This window comes from Buchnera aphidicola (Kaburagia rhusicola ensigallis), assembly GCA_039830025.1.
GTDB classification, from domain to species: domain Bacteria; phylum Pseudomonadota; class Gammaproteobacteria; order Enterobacterales; family Enterobacteriaceae; genus Buchnera_B; species Buchnera_B aphidicola_AW.
This window is the reverse complement of sequence record CP140040.1, coordinates 317,182-335,068: the sequence shown is the minus strand read 5'-3', so window position 1 is coordinate 335,068 and position 17,887 is coordinate 317,182. Positions and strand designations below refer to the sequence as shown.

The following is a 17,887-nucleotide window of genomic DNA, read 5'->3' as shown; positions in this document are numbered from 1 at the left end:
CAAATGTTTTATATAAACATTTGTATTTCATATAAATAAATTGAATTGCAAGTAGCATATAATATTAACATTAATTTTAAAACATAACAAATACTACCCATATTGCAATTTGAATTGTAAATTAAGGTTTTTCATGAAACAATGTATTTCTGTTATTACTATAGATGGCCCTAGTGGATCAGGAAAAAGTAAATTATGTAAAAAAATAGCTGAAAAGTTAAATTGGAATGTTTTAGAATCTGGATTGATATATAGATTTTTAGCAGTAATGGTTTCTAATGAAAAATATAACAAAAAAGATCTAATTTTTTTATCACGATCTTTAAATTTTTTCAATATTATAAACAACAAGAATTTTAAAAATAAAATAAGAAAATCAAACATTTTAAATCAAATTGATACAGAAATAATAGGAAATCTTGCTTCTAAATTAGCTGGAATTTCATATATTAGAAAATGTCTTTTATTTCAACAGCGGTTGTTTCATCAGTTTCCAGGTTTAGTAGCTGATGGAAGAGATATGGGTACTGTTATTTTTCCTAGTGCTTGTTTGAAATTTTTTTTAAAAGCTGATTTAAATGTTAGAGTACAACGACGTTTACAATATTTAAAACAAAAAGGAATAAAAACAGATTTTAATAAATTATTTTTTATGATGAAACAACGAGATTATCGCGACCATAACAGAACAATATCACCGTTAGTTCCAGAAAAAAACGCTATCATAATAGATTCAACTGATATGAGTTTACAGCAAGTTGTTAACGTATGTATGAAATACATAAAAAATGTAAAAGATATTAATATAAATACTAAACTTTAAAAAATCTATGATAAAGACTATCATAGAATTTACAAAATAAATACTATTATACATGATGTTAACAATAGATGTTTAATCACAATTTAAGGTCATCAATATGACTGAATCCTTTTCTCAATTATTTAAAGAATCCTTAAAAACTATTGAAACAAAACCAGGATCAATTATTCAAGGTATCATTATCGACATAAATAAGGATACTGTATTAGTCGACGCTGGATTAAAATCTGAATCGACTATTCCTATAGAACAATTCAAGAACATTAAAGGTGATATAGAAATTAAAATAGGAGATCAAGTGGATGTTGCTTTAGATGCCATTGAAGATGGATTTGGAGAAACGTTATTATCTCGTGAAAAAGCTAAGCGTCATGAGGCATGGTTAACTTTAGAAAAAGCATACAAAGATTCTAACATAGTTCTTGGAGTGATTAATGGAAAAGTAAAAGGAGGATTTACTGTAGAATTGGATGAAATTCGAGCATTCTTGCCTGGTTCTCTGGTAGATGTTCGTCCTGTTCGAGACACTAGTCATCTAGAAGGAAAAGAATTAGAGTTTAAAGTTATTAAATTAGATCAAAAACGTAATAATGTTGTTGTATCTCGTAGGGCAGTAATTGAATCAGAAAATAACATAGAACGTAATTTATTACTTGAAACGTTGCAAGAAGGTATGGAATCCAAAGGGATAGTAAAAAATCTTACTGATTATGGTGCTTTTGTAGATTTAGGCGGGGTAGATGGACTACTACATATTACAGACATGGCATGGAAAAGAGTAAAACATCCTAGTGAAATTGTTAATATAGGTGACGAAATAAAGGTAAAAATACTAAAATTTGACCGAGAAAAAACGCGAGTTTCATTAGGATTAAAACAATTAGGTGAAGATCCATGGACAAATATTTCAAAAAGATATCCTGAAGGCTCAAAATTAACTGGAAAAGTTACAAATTTAACAGATTACGGATGTTTTGTAGAAATTGAAGAAGGTGTAGAGGGTTTAGTTCACGTATCAGAAATGGATTGGACTAATAAAAATATTCACCCCTCTAAAGTAGTACATGTCAACTGTATTGTAGAAGTAATGGTATTAGATATTGATGAAGAAAAAAGACGCATTTCTTTAGGGTTAAAACAATGTAAAATCAATCCATGGAAAGAGTTTTCAAAACAAAATAGCAAGGGAAATCGCGTACAGGGAAAAATAAAATCTATTACCGATTTTGGGATTTTTATTGGATTACAGGGTGGAATTGATGGATTAGTACATTTATCTGATATATCTTGGATATTGTCAGGAGAAGAAGCAGTCAAAAAATATAAAAAAGGTGATGAAATTTCAGTAATAGTATTACAAGTTGATCCTGAAAGAGAACGTATTTCTTTAGGTATCAAGCAATTAGAAGAAGATCCATTTATCCAATATATTTCTGATCATAAAAAAGGAGAGGTAGTATCTGGAATTGTTAAAAAAATGGATGATAAAATTATTGTCATTCAACTAACTGAATTTATTGAAGGATACATAAAAGTATCAGAATTATCTTGTGTAAACACTAATATTTCACCAGTTTTTGAAAACTTCGTTATTGAAAAACAAGTAGACGTAAAAATAAATAATATTGATCGAAAAAATAGAACTATTTTTTTATCTGCTATCATGTCTGAGTGTTTAGATAAAAAAGAAGGTATTGAACAACAAGATAAAAAGAAAGATGAAAAAGATTTTTCAAATGCTATGACTGAAGCATTTAAAGCTGCAAAAAATGTAGATTAACAACATATTTTATAGTTTTAATTAAGTATATTTATATAATTTATAATGTAATTTGAATTTTTTATAGCAAGTATGCAAAACATCATTATTTTTATTAAAATTCTAATTAGCACGTTTAATTTTTTTATTTTTTTATTTTTTGTTCAGTTAAGACGTGTTTAAGACTATTTTTTAATTCAATAGATACAAAAAAATTATATTTTTTAAAATTTTATAAGCTTAACATTTTAAAAATGATTACAAGTATAATGTAATAATTATAAATTACAAAACTTAATGCTAAGTTACTAACCGACAATATTTAATTAGTAACTTAGTTATCTTTTATATGAGATATGGTCATGACCAAAAAAATAATTGCAGCTAACTGGAAGCTTAACGGAAGTACAGTTTTACTCCAAAATTTATTAAAACCTATAGTTGATTTTGTAAAAATAAATAAAATAGCATCAAAACTAATTATTTTTCCTCCTTTTACATATTTATATCAAACGCATAATATTGTTATGAATACAAATATTATAGTAGGAGCACAAAACGTTGATATACATTTAAACGGGGCTTTTACTGGAGAAATCTCAATTGCTATGTTAAAGGATGTAAATGTTGAATATATTATTATTGGACATTCTGAAAGAAAACTATATCATAAAGAAAATGATTTATTAATTGCAAAAAAATTTAAAATTGTAAAGGATGCTAAACTAATTCCAATATTGTGTATTGGAGAGACTAAAGAAGATTATGATGCTGGTATGACGCAACAAATATGTAAACATCAAATAGATGTTATTTTTCATTTGTTAGGAAAACAAGCTTTTTGTAATACAATCATAGCTTATGAACCTATTTGGGCTATTGGATCAGGACAAATCCCATCACTTGATTTTATAAAAGATACATGTTCTTTTATAAAAAATTATGTTCTAAAAAATCAAAATATAAATAATAAGGAATTTTTTATTCAATATGGCGGCTCTGTAGACGAAAATAACATTAAAGAATTATGTAGTATTACTGAAATTGATGGTTTTTTGATAGGTTCAGCGGCATTATCTTTACATCGTTTTTTAAAAATATTAACCACAATTTCTATTGTGGAATAGATCTGTATTCTTGAAATGAATTATTCATAAAAAATGTAGTTTTTTAATATACATATAAATATAACAAGATATAATTGATCCTATAATCGTTCCAAATATAGGAACAAAGAAATAAATTATGTTGAATCCACTTGCAAATGTTACTTTGTCCCACCCAAATAAAAAAACAAATATACGAGATCCAATATCGTGCGCAGGATTTAATGTAAAATTAGTTATTGGAGAAATACAAAAATCAATTATAAAAACTAATATACCTATTAATATAGGAGAAATAATTCTTTTAACGAAAAAACTTCGTTTTTTATCGTTTAAAATTAAAATTACAAATATAAATATACAAGAAATAATAATTTCTATTGTAAAAAGTTGTATTATATTTATTTTGTTGTTTGGAAAAAAAGAAAAAATAGAAGCTAATTCTAAACTATCTAAACTACCTCTTATAATTTTTTTTTTTGCTCAAAGTTTATTAATAAGTGATAATACCATTCATATACTAACATTGAAGAAAAAAAAGAACCAAATATTTGAGACAGAATATAAGGAATAACTTTTTTAGTATTAAAATCAAAAAATAAAAAAAATAACAAAGTAATAATTGGATTTAGATGTGCACCAGATACGAATATACTAATGTATATCGCTATACAAGTGCTTAATCCTAATACAACACTCATTTTCCATGAATGATCAAATCCATTTGTTAATTTTAGCGATGCAATATAGCTACAACTTAGTAACGTTATTAATCCTGTACCAAGAAATTCAAAAATGCATTGCATCCATAATACAATTTTTTTTTCATCACTCATGCGAAAATTCCTTTGGTATAGGATTAAATTAAAATTTTAACTTTAATAATCTTAAAATTGACAAATGCATAGATGACGAGGTACAGATATTGTTTGTTAGTATAGTTTTTTTGCAGTAACCAACCAATCAAATTTAAATGGTCTTTTCATATTTTTTAAAGCATCGGTAATATCATGGTTTACCATTTTTTCATTTTTAATTCCAATACATCTACCTTGATATCCTTGTAACAACAATTCTACAGCATATTCACCCATTCTAGAAGCTAAAATTCGATCAAAAGCTACTGGAGCACCTCCTCTTTGTATGTGACCTAAAATTGTTGCTCGCGTTTCTCGCTTTGTTGCATTTTGAATATGTTTTGCCAATTGTTCAACATCACAAATGTATTCAGTAATAGCTACTATTGCATGCTTTTTGCCTTTTTTAATTCCCGCTTCAATTTCTTTTATTAATTCTTCTTGTATATAATTAATTTCAGGTAATACTATAAATTCACATCCTCCTGCTATAGCTGCAGCCAAAGTTAAATCTCCGCAATGTCGTCCCATTACTTCTACTATAGAAATTCTTTGATGAGAAGAAGACGTATCTCTTAATCTATCTATTGCTTCTACTATTGTTTCTAATGCCGTGAAGTATCCAATTGTATAATCAGTGCCTGCTACATCGTTATCTATAGTTCCTGGTATACTGATACAAGGAAACCCCATTTCTGTTAATTTTTTAGCACCTATATATGAACCATCTCCACCAATTACTACTAAAACATCTATTTTACGTTTTTTCATGTTTTCAATAGCTTTCCATCTTACATTTTCCTTTAAAAAGTTAGGAAAACGAGCAGATCCGAGAAAAGTACCTCCTTTATTAATCATATCAGAAACACTATACCGATCTAAATTTATCATTTTATCTTCATATAATCCAAGATATCCATCGTATATTCCAAACACATCTAAATTTTTACTTAATGCAGTTCTTACTACTCCCCGAATAGCTGCATTCATACCTGGAGAATCGCCTCCGCTAGTTAGTACACCAATTTTTTTAATCATATTATTCTCTAAAATCATTACTGAATAAGCTTTATGTCAAGATATAATATCTAAACTAATATTAATAACTAAAATATTGTAATATAATGTCATTGAAAATAAATTTTACTGTCAGTTTTTTATAACAGTGATTAAACATATATATTATATGTTTAAAATGTTAATATATTACAAATTATCATAGATAATAATATTTTATAGGTTCAAAACAATTATTAAATTCGTATACCATAGGAACGCCAGTAGCAATATTTAAATTCATGACTTCTTGATCGTTTATATCGCTTAAATGTTTGATTAATGCGCGAAGAGAATTTCCATGAGCTATTATAATAATTTTAGTTTCCTTTTTAAAATTAGGAAAAATGCATGCTTCCCAAAAAGGAATAACTCTTTTAGATGTAGATTTTAGACTTTCGGATAATGGAATATCATGAATATTTATAGTAGAATACTTAGGATCTAATGCTAAAATTTTTCTTTCTGAAATACTTATTTTTGGAGGAGAAATGTTAAATCCCCTTCTCCATTGTTGAACTTGTATTTCTCCATATTTCTCAATTACATCATTTTTATTTAATCCTTGCAAAGAACCGTAATGACGTTCATTTAAATGCCAAGATTTTTCTATTGGAATCCACGATAAATTCAGATATCTTATGATGGTCCAAAGAGTATGTATAGATCTTTTTAAGACAGACGTATATGCATAATTAAATTGAAATCCTTTTGATTTTAATAGTTTAGCAGATTTTACAGCTTCAACTATCCCGGTTTCAGATAAATCTATATCTGTCCATCCGGTAAATTTATTTAATTTATTCCATTCACTTTCACCATGTCGCATTAAAACTAATTTGTGTATTTTCACAATAATTTAACCTTGTAATTATGTATATTGATAATACTCGATATCGTTTTATATAATTAAAAGAAATACTTATTACTTTATGAAAGAATAATATTTTTTGTTTTTCTAAAGTAATGTTATATATAAAATATAAGTTCTTATATATCGCATAACATTATAAAATTTTTAAATAACTATGTAAATGTTTAACAATATTTTGTTAAATTCATGATAAAATACGTTTAGTAATAAAAGTAATAACATTATATTTTTATTTTTTATTAAAAATTTAGTTTAACTTTCAACTAAAAATTGTATTTAATGTATAATAAATTTATAGTTTGTATACCATAATTCAAATGAGTTATTATTTGTTAGAATGTTTTTATTGTATATATTTTTATTATTTATGTATAAAAATAATTTAATCAAAAAGTATCATTATTTATATAAATTAAATATTTTCGTATAATTTAGTATTTGTACAAAAGTATAAATATAGATTAAAATAAAATTTATTTTATATATAAAATTTATAGAATATCAAGTAATTTTAAAATTATACTTTAATAAATAAAAAACATAAATATATTTTTATGTCATTATTATTAATATTAACATTAAATATATATTAAAATAATTTTATATATTTATGTTTGACATTAACATCACATATTTTAAAATCTGTAATATATAATATTTAAAATAATATAAAAACGTATTTAATCATAGGAACTATGAATGAAATTAAATAAAATGTTTAAAATACTAACTCTTTTTTTACCAATAATAGCAATGTTTTCATGTAGTTTTCAGAAGGATAAACTTAATCCAATAATTGCGGATCAAAATAATCCAGTAGTAGATGCTCAAGAAGATTCTAATATTATTAAACCATTTGATGACGTACAGCAAGATAATACAATTTATTTTGGCTTAAATACAGCTGATGTAAATGCAAAATTTTCTAAAATATTGAATAGTGCTGTTACGTACTTGTATAATCATCCCGAAATAAATGTTGTTATTGAAGGGCATGCTGATAAAAGAGGGCCAAAACAATATAACATCGATTTAGGAAAACGTCGTGCTGAAGCAGTAAAATTATATTTAGAAAGTAAAGGCATACCATCTAATCAAATTTCTACCGTATCTTATGGTTCAGAAAAACCAGCGAAAATTGGGAATACAGAAGAGGCCTATTCAAAAAATAGAAGAGCAGTTATAATATATTAATAAACACAATGTTTTTATTGGTGCTAAGATTTATCATAGCACCAAAAATAGTTTTGTATATTTAATGATAATATTTATATATTATACATTAATGGTAATTCTATTAAAATCTTCTAATAGTTCTTTTATTCTTAGCAAAAATCCTACTGACTCTTTTCCATCTATTAAACGATGATCATATGTTAATGCTACATACATCATAGGGAGTATTTTTATGCTACCTTTTACAACCATTGGTCGTTCTTTAATAGCATGTATACCTAAAATAGCTGATTGAGGCGGGTTAATTAACGGAGTAGAAAATAAAGATCCAAAAATTCCACCATTAGTAATGGTAAAGTTTCCTCCTTGTAACTCGTCTATAGTTAATTTAGAATTTTTTCCTTTCATAGCTAGTATTTGGATATTTTTTTCAATATCAAACATACTCATTAAATTGACATTTTTTAGTACAGGAGCTACTAATCCGCGAGGTGTTGATATAGCAATATTAATATCAAAATATTTATAGTAGATAATATCGTCTCGATCAATTGAAGCATTAATTTCTGGAAAACATTTTAGCGCTTCTATAACGGCTTTTACATAAAAAGGCATTAATCCTAACTTAATATTATATTTTTTTTTAAATAATTCTCCGTATTCTTTTCTTAAATTTAAAATAGATTCCATATTCACTTCATTGAAGGTAGTTAGCGAAGCTGAATTATTTTTTGATGCTGATAGTCTTTCAGAAATTTTTTTTCTTAACTCGCTCATTCTTACACGCTTAACATTTCGATCATTATTTTTTTCTTTAAGTGTTTTTTGATACTCATCACTGTGTTTATCATAGACCTTTGTATTTAAGTTGTTTTTATTTATATATTTCATTATATCTTCGCGAGTGATGCGACCTTTTATTCCACTACCTTGAATATAAATATTTTTTAGATGATGTATTGAAGTTAACCGCCTTACCATAGGACTAAGATAATTTTTAGGATGGGTGAATGTTTTTTGTATTTCAACGATTTCATTTTTACTATGATTACTAATTGATAAATGATTATTAACAACTGATTTAATTAACGTTCCTATAATTTGACCTGAAATTACTTTTTGCCCTGTTTTTACAATAATGTCTTCCAATATTCCATCAAACAATGATGGTATTTCTAGAACTATTTTATCAGTTTCAATATCTACTAATATTTCGTTTTCTTTCAAGGAATCGCCAGGGTTCTTATACCAAGATGCAATGATAGCTTCGTTGACTGATTCAGGAAGTTCAGGAACAAGAATGTTCATTCTATTCATTATTATCTCTTATTTTAACTTACGTTTAAAGCGTCATATACTAATTTTTTCTGTTGTTTTTTATGAACATTCATATATCCGGTAGCAGTAGATGAGGATTCAGGACGTCCTATACAATCCAAACAAGATGTTCTAGATAATATTTTGTTTAAGTAATATTTACTATGAAGCCATGCACCTTGATTTAACGGTTCTTCTTGACACCATATAAAATCATTAATATTCGAATATAATTGTAGTATTTTTGATAAAGTATTATTGGGAAATGGATATAGTTGTTCTATTCTCAAAATAACTACATTAGTTTGCCGATTGATACGTCTTTGATTTAATAAATCGTAATATATTTTTCCAGAACATAAAATAACTCTTTTTACAAATGTAATATTTATGTCATCAATTTCATCAATAACTGTTTGAAAATTATTTTTTGAAAATTCTAATAAAGGTGAAAAAGACAATGGATACCGTAAAAGAGATTTAGGTGTCATAATAATTAAAGGCTTGACCACAGAATCATATAATTGGTTATATAATACGTGATACATTTGAGAAGCAGTTGTAGGTATACAAATTTTTATATTGTTTTCAGCAGACAATTGAAGATATCGCTCTAATCGAGATGAAGAATGTTCCGGTCCTTGTCCTTCATATCCATGTGGTAATAATAGTACTAAATTACATGAAATACCCCATTTTTGTTCACTGGAGCAAATAAATTGATCAATTACAATTTGTGCTCCATTAGTAAAGTCTCCAAATTGCGCTTCCCAAACAGTCAATGTATTTTTTTGACTAATAGAATACCCATATTCAAAAGCTAATGCTGCTTCTTCTGATAATACAGAATCCCAAATATAAAATTTTCCTTGTTGATCATGTATATGTTGCAAAGGAATGTATGAAATACCACTTATTTGATCATAAACAATAGCATGTCTATGAGAAAACGTCCCCCTACCAACATCTTCACCAGATAATCGGCAAGAAATTCCTTGATTTAATAAAGCAGCATACGCTAATGCTTCAGCTGCGCCCCAATCTATACATTTGTTTCCATTTGCCATATTTAATCTATCGTTATATATTTTTAAAACTCTACTGTGAATTGTAATATTAGGTGGAAAAATATTAATTTTTTTAATTAGTTTTTTTAAATCGTGTTCAGAAGGTTTTTTAATTGTTTTAGAACAAATTATAATGGAATCATTTTTATGGGATGAATGTTTATATTTTAGTTCTATTCCATTTATATATTCCGAATACTTTTCGTCAAGCTTTGTTTTATATTTTTTTATAGTATTATTTATATAATCTTGATTAATAACTTGTGTTTCTATTAACTTTTTATTATAGATACTGCATACAGTAGGATGTTTTTTAATTACTGAATACATAATTGGTTGTGTAATAAATGGATCATCTACTTCGTTATGCCCGTGACGTCTATAACAAACAAGATCTACAAATACATCTTTTTTAAAACGATTTTTGAAACTAGTAGCTAAGCGTATTACAAATAATGTTGCTTCTGGATTATCAGCATTAACATGAAATACAGGTGATTCAATCATTTTAGCGATATCAGTACAATATTTACTGCTTCTTAGATTGTTAGAATCAGATGTAGTAAATCCTATTTGATTGTTTAAGACTATATGCATAGTCCCATCTACTTTATATCCTCTAACTCGAGACATATTTAAAATTTCTTGTACTACACCCTGACCAGAAATAGCTGCATCTCCATGCAGTACTAAGGAAAAAATATTTTTTTTATCATGTTTTTTGATATTGTCTTGATATGCTCGAGTAGCACCAACTACAACTGGGTTAATAATTTCTAAATGTGAGGGATTAAATTTCAAGTCTAAATTGATAGTTCCAAACCGAGTAATTTTATCTTTATTAAAACCCATATGGTATTTTACATCTCCATTTGTAAAATTTTGTTTTTTAGTAATTTCAAAAAACTCGTTAAATACATTTTGAATTGGTTTATCAAGAATATTAATTAATACATTCAACCTACCTCGATGAGACATACCTAATATAATTTTTTTAATATTGTGTCTAGCTGCGCAATGAATTACTTCTTGCAACATAGGTATTAATGATTCTGCTCCTTCTAAAGAAAAACGTTTTGACCCAGGAAATTTAAAAGAAAAATATTTTTCTAATGTTTCTGCTGAAATTAAATTGTTTAATAAACATTTTTTTTCTTGTAAGGTACATACATGTTTTTTGAAATCACGTTCAATATAATTTTGAATCCATTTTTTCTCTTCTAAACAACTAATGTGCATATATTCATATCCTATATTATTACAATATATGTTAAATAGCATAGAATATAATTTTTTTAAAGTAGTTGTATGGAAAGAAAAATTTGAAAGTTTTAAAGAAAAGGGTTGATCAATGATTTCAACGTTTTTTTTATTTAAAAAGACTTCTAGTTTAGGAAAAGGCTTGTATTTTTTTAAATTTAATGGATCTAAAATCGAATATATATGTCCTGCGTTACGAAAAGTACTAATTATATTAGATGCTATATATTTAATGTTTATTTGATTTTCAACACTTCTACTTCGGCATATTTTTGGTTTATCATTTTTGCTAGTTATATACGATAATTCTAAAAATAAAGAACGCCACGATTCTTCTATAGAATTAGGATTTTTTAAAAATTTTTGATGCATATTATTTAAATAACGTTCATTAACTTGTGTTAAACACAAAAGATCTAATTTTCTTTTAAATTCATCTTCTTGCATAATTATCCTTAATCAGTAGTAAAATTTAGGAGATAACGTTTAATTGAATATCGTTATAAATTTTCCACAATAAAAATTGATAAATTTAACATATAATAAGTCTATTATATAAATTTTTATTTTAAAAAATGATAAATATTACCAATAATATTATACATTTATTTTTTTATATCGTTACTCAAATAAAATTTGTTATAGTTCAAAACATATATATAAGATTTAACAAATTTTAAATAATTAGAAAAAATATATTGTTACAAAAAAAAGAAAACTATCAAGATATATTATTTTCCAATACTTTTTAATAAAATTAAGTTAAACATATAAAATTATGTTTAATTAATGCATAATCGCGTTAAACGGGATTATGAACATTAATAAAAGTAACATCTAAATCACTTAGTTTTTTTAACCAATTAGTCAAAGCTATTATTCCTCCGCATTCACTAGCATGGTGTCCTATCGAAAAAAAATGAAAATTGTTTTCTTTAGCAACATGGATTGTTTCTTCCGATACTTCACCAGTTAAAAATGCATCAACTCCATGTTGCGCAACAGAGTGGATAAAACCCTGTCCTTTTCCGCTACACCATGCTACTTTGCGGATAGTTTTAGATGCATTGTATTTATAGTGAAAAGGTAATCTATTAAACTTTTTTGTTATTATATTTAATATTTGTTTTTCAGTCATTGCTTGTTCGAAAATTCCCCAAGGTACTAATGGTAATATATACCCTTTTAATTTCAGTTGGAGAATTTTTCCTATTTGAACATTATTTCCTAATTCAGAATGAAGATCTAAAGGTAAATGCCAACAATACAAATTAATATTATTTTCCAGTATAGTTTTTATTCTATTTCTCAGTATTCCTGTAATAGTTCTTTCGCTATTTTTCCAAAAATATCCATGATGTACAATTACAGCTTGAGCTCTTTTTTTGACTGCAGCATCTAATAATTCTTGACACGCTGTAACTCCAGTTATAATTTTTTTAATTTCTTGAATTCCTTCTATTTGTAATCCGTTTGGAATAACATCATGAATTTGACAAGAATTAAGTTTCTTATTAATAATTTTTTCTAACGTAATGTTTTTCATAAATTAGTTTTCATATAATTATAATTTATATTTTGCACGCCTAAATATTGTTAACGTCTCTCTCCTAGAATGAGAAAAGTCAATAATCGGTTGAGGATAATTAATTTCTTTTTTTACTTTTTCATGCCATAAATTGGGATCGTGAATACTAACTGAAGAAATTTTTTTTAATTCAGGAACATATTTTTTGATAAATACCCCTTTTGGGTCGAATTTTTTAGATTGTAAAATAGGATTAAATATACGAAAATACGGAACACTATCGCTACCTACTGAAGATATCCACTGCCATCCCCCATTATTTAATGCCACGTCTCCATCAATAAGCTGCGACATAAAATATTTTTCTCCTTTTTTCCAATTAATTAATAAATTTTTTACTAAAAAACTAGAAGTGATCATTCGTAAGCGGTTATGTATCCATCCTATTTGGTTTAATTGCCTCATACCAGCATCTACAATAGGAAACCCCGTTTTTCCTATTTTCCATGCATTAAAATGTTTTTTGTTATTTTTCCATGTTATGTTTTTTTCCCAATTGCATAATATTGTTTCTTTATATAGTAATGGATAAAAATATAATAAATGTTTGAAAAATTCGCGCCAAATTAATTCGTTGATCCACAAACACTTTTCGACAGAATATTTATGTACATTAAAACGATACTTAAATAAAAGTAATAAACATTGCAAAGGTGATATTACTCCAATAGATAAGTGAGCAGAAATCATGCTAGTACTATTTAATGAAATACTATTATGGTCACTATTATAGTTATTTAATTTATTTTTAAGAAATAGTTTTAATTTTTTAATTACTTTTTTTTCTCCTATTGGAAATAATTGTTCATTAAACTTTTCAAGAGAAAAACGGAATGATGGAATTTTGTAGTTAGAATGGTTGACAATTTTTTTTCTTTTTTTAATTTTAAAAATATAATTTAATTGTTTTGTTGCTAATATTTGAATACATTTTTTTTTAAAAAAACTATATTTTTTATACATATTTCCTGTTTTATTTGTAATTATTCCAGGTTGTATCAATGTAGAACCATGAAATCCATACGAAAAAATAGAATTATTTTTAAGTATCTTCATTGCCATGATATCTCTTTTTTGATGAAAAAATTCATATTCATAATTGTAATATAGATTGTTTACTTTATTTTTTTTACAAAATCGAACGAGATAATTTATTGATTTTGAAAAAGTAGTAGATTCATAATAATATAGAATAATATTAAGTTTTCGTAACTCTTTTCTTAAAGAAATAACATTTTTATATATTAGACTGATTTTTTTGGAAGAAAACAAATTAAGTTTCCATTGTTTCATAGAGGAGATAAATAAAGCCAATACAATCGATTCATTATTTTTGCAAGCAAAATAAAGCGCTGGATTATAACGCACACGTAGATCACTTCGAAACCAAACAAGATTAATTGTCATTATATTAATAAATTCCTTTATTAGAAAAACATTGTCATTATATTTATTTTTTACGCATATATTATGAAGTAATAGTGCTATTTTAATTTTAAAATTAATGTAAAATATATCTAATAATGAAATAATAATTTATATTACAATATTATAATATATCTACTTTACTTTTTGATATGTGAGCTATTTTAATTAAAAACATTACAAATTTTATATAACATATACATTTATTAAAAATATTAATAAATGTTTCATTGTATTAAATAGGATTATATATGACAACTGATATAGGCATTTTTTTTGGTAGCGATACAGGAAATACAGAAAAAATAGCTACGCGTATTCAAACATGTCTTGGAAAAAATATTTCTACTATTTATGATATTGCTGACTCTAAACAAGAAGATATAGAACAATATAATACTATTATATTAGGGGTTTCTACATGGTACTATGGCGAGCTACAATGTGATTGGGATGATTTTTTACCAATTTTTAAAAAAATAAATTTTTATAACAAAACTATTGCTTTTTTTGGATGTGGGGATCAAGAAGATTATTCTGAATATTTTTGTGATGGAATGGGAATATTATTTAATAATATTAAAAAAACACATGTAAATTTTATCGGAAAATGGTCAACTAATGACTATTTTTTTGATGATTCTAAAGCATTACATAATAATCAATATTTCTTAGGATTAGCTATAGATGAAGATCGACAACCAAAAAAAAGCGAAAAAAGAGTTATTGAATGGACACAACAATTAAAAAAAGAATTACAAATGACATAAATATACATGTTTTGTTTATATATATACTACAATAATATTACTTTTTAAATATCTTATTTATTATAAATTTCATATGACATTACAAGATATAATGTCAGTATGAAATTTATATATTTTTTAAACAAAACTTCAATATTAAATTTTCTACTTTTAATAAATTAATTCTACTAAATCCAATACTTTACTAGAATATCCAGTTTCATTATCATACCAAGCTATTAATTTCATAAAATTATTGTTTAAATGTAATCCAGCTGTAGCATCAAAAATAGAGGTTAGTTCACTTCCATTAAAATCTGTTGATACAACTGGTTCCTCAGTATAACCAATAATATTTTTCATATCTGCTTCAGAAGCATTTTTAATTCTTTGACAAACATCTGAATAAGTAGCTGATTTTTTTTGACGAACAGTCAAATCTATTACAGAAACATTAGCTGTAGGAATACGAAAAGCTATTCCTGTTAATTTTTTATTTAATTCAGGCAACACTTTTCCAACCGCTTGAGCTGCTCCTGTCGTAGAAGGAATAATGTTTTGCAATGCACTTCTACCCCCTCTCCAATCTTTATACGATAATCCATCTACAGTTTTCTGAGCGGCAGTAGTAGCATGAACTGTTGTCATTAATCCCTCTATAATACCAAATTCATCATTTATTATTTTTGCTATAGGTGCTAAACAATTAGTGGTACAAGATGCATTTGAAACTATTTTTTGACCTGAATATTTTTCAAAATTAGCACCTTTTACAAACATCGGAGTATCATCTTTTGACGGACCAGTTATTATTACTTTTTTAGCGCCAGATTGTATATGTTTACATGCTTCGCTAGTGGTTAAAAATACTCCCGTAGATTCTATTACTATGTCAACATTTAAATCTCCCCATAATAAACGTTCTGGATTTTTTTCATTAGTTATCAAGATATTTTTATTATTTACAATAAGAACGTTGTCTTTAACTTTTATAGCTCCAGAAAAATGTCCATGCGTAGAATCATATTTTAACATATATGCCATATATTTTGCGTCAATGAAATCGTTTATAGCCAATACTTCAATATTAGAACGAGCTTGAGCTAATCTAAACACCATTCTTCCTATTCGTCCAAATCCATTAATACCAACTTTAATAGTCATTTTTATACCAATTATTATTGTAACATTAAGAATTTTAAAAAATATATAAAAACATCTTAAACATTGTCATTTATAATAGTCTAATAACAAAATTATGATCTTAGATCATTTAAGAAATTTATAACTAATACTATTATTCTTTTTAAATAATATGAATATGCGATGTATGTCATATAAAAAAAGATTTTATCTTATTTAAAAAATATTGTGTATTAAAAAATATTTTTTTAATTTCGCGTTCAAAAATATTTTTTCGAAAACGTTGATGAATTTTTCTTTTGTGCTTTTTATAACGTGTATTTTTCAGTCTTCGGTTAGTTACCTGCATTATTTACCTTAATGATTTTTAATTAAAAAATTTAATATGTAGTTCACTATATTTTTATGTTTAAGTACATTTTAATGCAGTGCATTCGTATTCAATATTTTTTTAAAATTGTTGCAGGATCAATTTTACTAGCATAATTTGCAGGATAATAACTAGTTATAAATCCTATTAAAAAAAGTATGAAAAATATTAAAAAAATGTCTGAAAAAGCAATAGAAATAGGGATAAAGTCAATAAAATAAACAGCACTAGATACCAATTTGTAACCTAAATATTTTTCTATATAATATATGAAATACTGAAAATTGAATAATAATATCATGCTTAGTAACAAAGATAATAATCCAATTTTAAATATGGATTTTATGCCATATATTAATAGTATAAACTTAATCGAATTATTGTTTATTCCTAAAGTTTTAAATATTGCAATGCTTTTTATTTTTTTTGATATATTGAATAAAGTAATCGAAGCTATACTACAACAAGAAATAATAATAATTAATATCATAGCGAAATAAATAATAGTTTTTACTAATTGAATTTCATGATAAATATAATTATATTCTATCATCCAATTTTTAATAATAAAATTATTTGGTAAGTTATGTTGAATTTTTTTAAAAATTTTATTTCCATCAAATGGATCCTTTATAGATAGTTCTAATCCTGAAATATTAGAACGCATATTTAAATATCGTTGTAAATCAGACATAGGAACTAACGCTAATGTATCATCCAAACTACTATTTATATTAAAAAAGTCCAATACTTGTAAAAAAATGTATTTAGGATATAATGTTGAAGAATGATAATTATCAGAAAAAACAATATTTATCCAATCTCCTTTATGAATAGATAAGTATGTTGCTATGCTTTTTCCAAGAATAACTTGATATTCATTTTTTTTTATTTTTTTCAATGTTTTTTTATTTATAAATTTATATAAATTATTTGGTTCATGATTACTATCAAAGTTTAATCCTTTTAATTGAATCCCTTTAATTCCATTTATGTGATTTACTAATGCTGTAGTACTTACATATGGTACTATAGATATAATGTCGGGTGAAAATTTTAATAAGTTTTTAATTTTTTTCCAATTTTGAAACGGATATTTGGTAGGTAGGATTTCACCATGTGGAAGTATTGATAAAATTCTATTATTTAATTCAAATTTGAATCCATTTAATGCACTAAAACTTATGATTAATACTAATACTCCTAAGAATATACCAATTTTAGAAACAATAGAAACTAAATAGGTTATACTGTTTTTTTTAAACTGAATGTTAAGTTTTTTAGATATTAAAAAAGATAAATAAATCACTTTATAAT

The 17,887-nt window shown here is 25.3% G+C and carries 14 protein-coding genes; 6 read left to right on the top strand and 8 right to left on the bottom strand.

From position 1 onward, the window contains the following. The first annotated feature begins 133 nt into the window (after positions 1-133). The 4 genes from cmk (at position 134) to U0T55_01430 (ending at position 4,262) form a co-directional block, all read left to right on the top strand. Complete coding sequence (gene cmk / locus U0T55_01445; GenBank protein XBC42592.1) at positions 134-823, top strand: (d)CMP kinase; 690 nt, start codon at positions 134-136, stop codon at positions 821-823. 97 nt (positions 824-920) lie between these two features. Beyond that, the gene (rpsA, locus tag U0T55_01440; protein XBC42591.1) at positions 921-2,603 is read left to right on the top strand and encodes a 30S ribosomal protein S1; all 1,683 of its coding nucleotides are present in this window, start codon (positions 921-923) and stop codon (positions 2,601-2,603) included. 341 nt (positions 2,604-2,944) lie between these two features. Continuing rightward, positions 2,945-3,709, top strand: coding sequence for a triose-phosphate isomerase (tpiA, locus tag U0T55_01435; protein XBC42590.1), 765 nt, complete (start codon positions 2,945-2,947; stop codon positions 3,707-3,709). 118 nt (positions 3,710-3,827) lie between these two features. Further along, positions 3,828-4,262: a hypothetical protein gene (locus U0T55_01430; protein XBC42589.1), complete on the top strand. Its 435-nt coding sequence runs from the start codon at positions 3,828-3,830 to the stop codon at positions 4,260-4,262. A 358-nt stretch (positions 4,263-4,620) separates the two neighbouring features. Here U0T55_01430 and pfkA read toward each other — a convergent pair whose 3' ends face one another. Continuing rightward, on the bottom strand, positions 4,621-5,583 hold the full coding sequence (gene pfkA, locus U0T55_01425) for a 6-phosphofructokinase (protein XBC42588.1): 963 nt from the start codon (positions 5,581-5,583) through the stop codon (positions 4,621-4,623). 178 nt (positions 5,584-5,761) lie between these two features. Beyond that, a complete protein-coding gene (gene gpmA, locus U0T55_01420; GenBank protein XBC42587.1) occupies positions 5,762-6,454 on the bottom strand; it encodes a 2,3-diphosphoglycerate-dependent phosphoglycerate mutase in 693 nt (230 codons plus the stop codon). Between the two features lie 720 nt (positions 6,455-7,174). Here gpmA and U0T55_01415 point away from each other — a divergent pair. Continuing rightward, positions 7,175-7,669 carry an OmpA family protein gene (locus U0T55_01415; protein XBC42586.1) on the top strand — a complete coding sequence of 165 codons (495 nt, stop codon included), beginning with the start codon at positions 7,175-7,177 and terminating at the stop codon, positions 7,667-7,669. Between the two features lie 81 nt (positions 7,670-7,750). Here U0T55_01415 and sucB read toward each other — a convergent pair whose 3' ends face one another. The 4 genes from sucB to phrB form a co-directional block, all read right to left on the bottom strand. Then, a complete protein-coding gene (gene sucB / locus U0T55_01410) occupies positions 7,751-8,968 on the bottom strand; it encodes a dihydrolipoyllysine-residue succinyltransferase (protein XBC42585.1) in 1,218 nt (405 codons plus the stop codon). Positions 8,969-8,982: 14 nt separating this feature from the next. Then, the gene (locus tag U0T55_01405) at positions 8,983-11,742 is read right to left on the bottom strand and encodes a 2-oxoglutarate dehydrogenase E1 component (GenBank protein XBC42584.1); all 2,760 of its coding nucleotides are present in this window, start codon (positions 11,740-11,742) and stop codon (positions 8,983-8,985) included. 355 nt (positions 11,743-12,097) lie between these two features. Next, complete coding sequence (locus tag U0T55_01400) at positions 12,098-12,841, bottom strand: Nif3-like dinuclear metal center hexameric protein (protein ID XBC42583.1); 744 nt, start codon at positions 12,839-12,841, stop codon at positions 12,098-12,100. An 18-nt stretch (positions 12,842-12,859) separates the two neighbouring features. Continuing rightward, complete coding sequence (phrB, locus tag U0T55_01395) at positions 12,860-14,290, bottom strand: deoxyribodipyrimidine photo-lyase (GenBank protein ID XBC42582.1); 1,431 nt, start codon at positions 14,288-14,290, stop codon at positions 12,860-12,862. A 269-nt stretch (positions 14,291-14,559) separates the two neighbouring features. On the opposite strand from phrB, the gene fldA reads away from it, so the two are divergent. After that, positions 14,560-15,078, top strand: a complete 519-nt coding sequence (gene fldA, locus U0T55_01390; GenBank protein XBC42581.1) for a flavodoxin FldA — start codon at positions 14,560-14,562, stop codon at positions 15,076-15,078. Between the two features lie 150 nt (positions 15,079-15,228). On the opposite strand, the gene gap is transcribed toward fldA, so the two are convergent. Beyond that, positions 15,229-16,221: a type I glyceraldehyde-3-phosphate dehydrogenase gene (gene gap / locus U0T55_01385; GenBank protein XBC42580.1), complete on the bottom strand. Its 993-nt coding sequence runs from the start codon at positions 16,219-16,221 to the stop codon at positions 15,229-15,231. A 419-nt stretch (positions 16,222-16,640) separates the two neighbouring features. Next, on the bottom strand, positions 16,641-17,879 hold the full coding sequence (locus tag U0T55_01380) for an FtsX-like permease family protein (protein XBC42579.1): 1,239 nt from the start codon (positions 17,877-17,879) through the stop codon (positions 16,641-16,643). Positions 17,880-17,887: the final 8 nt, after the last annotated feature.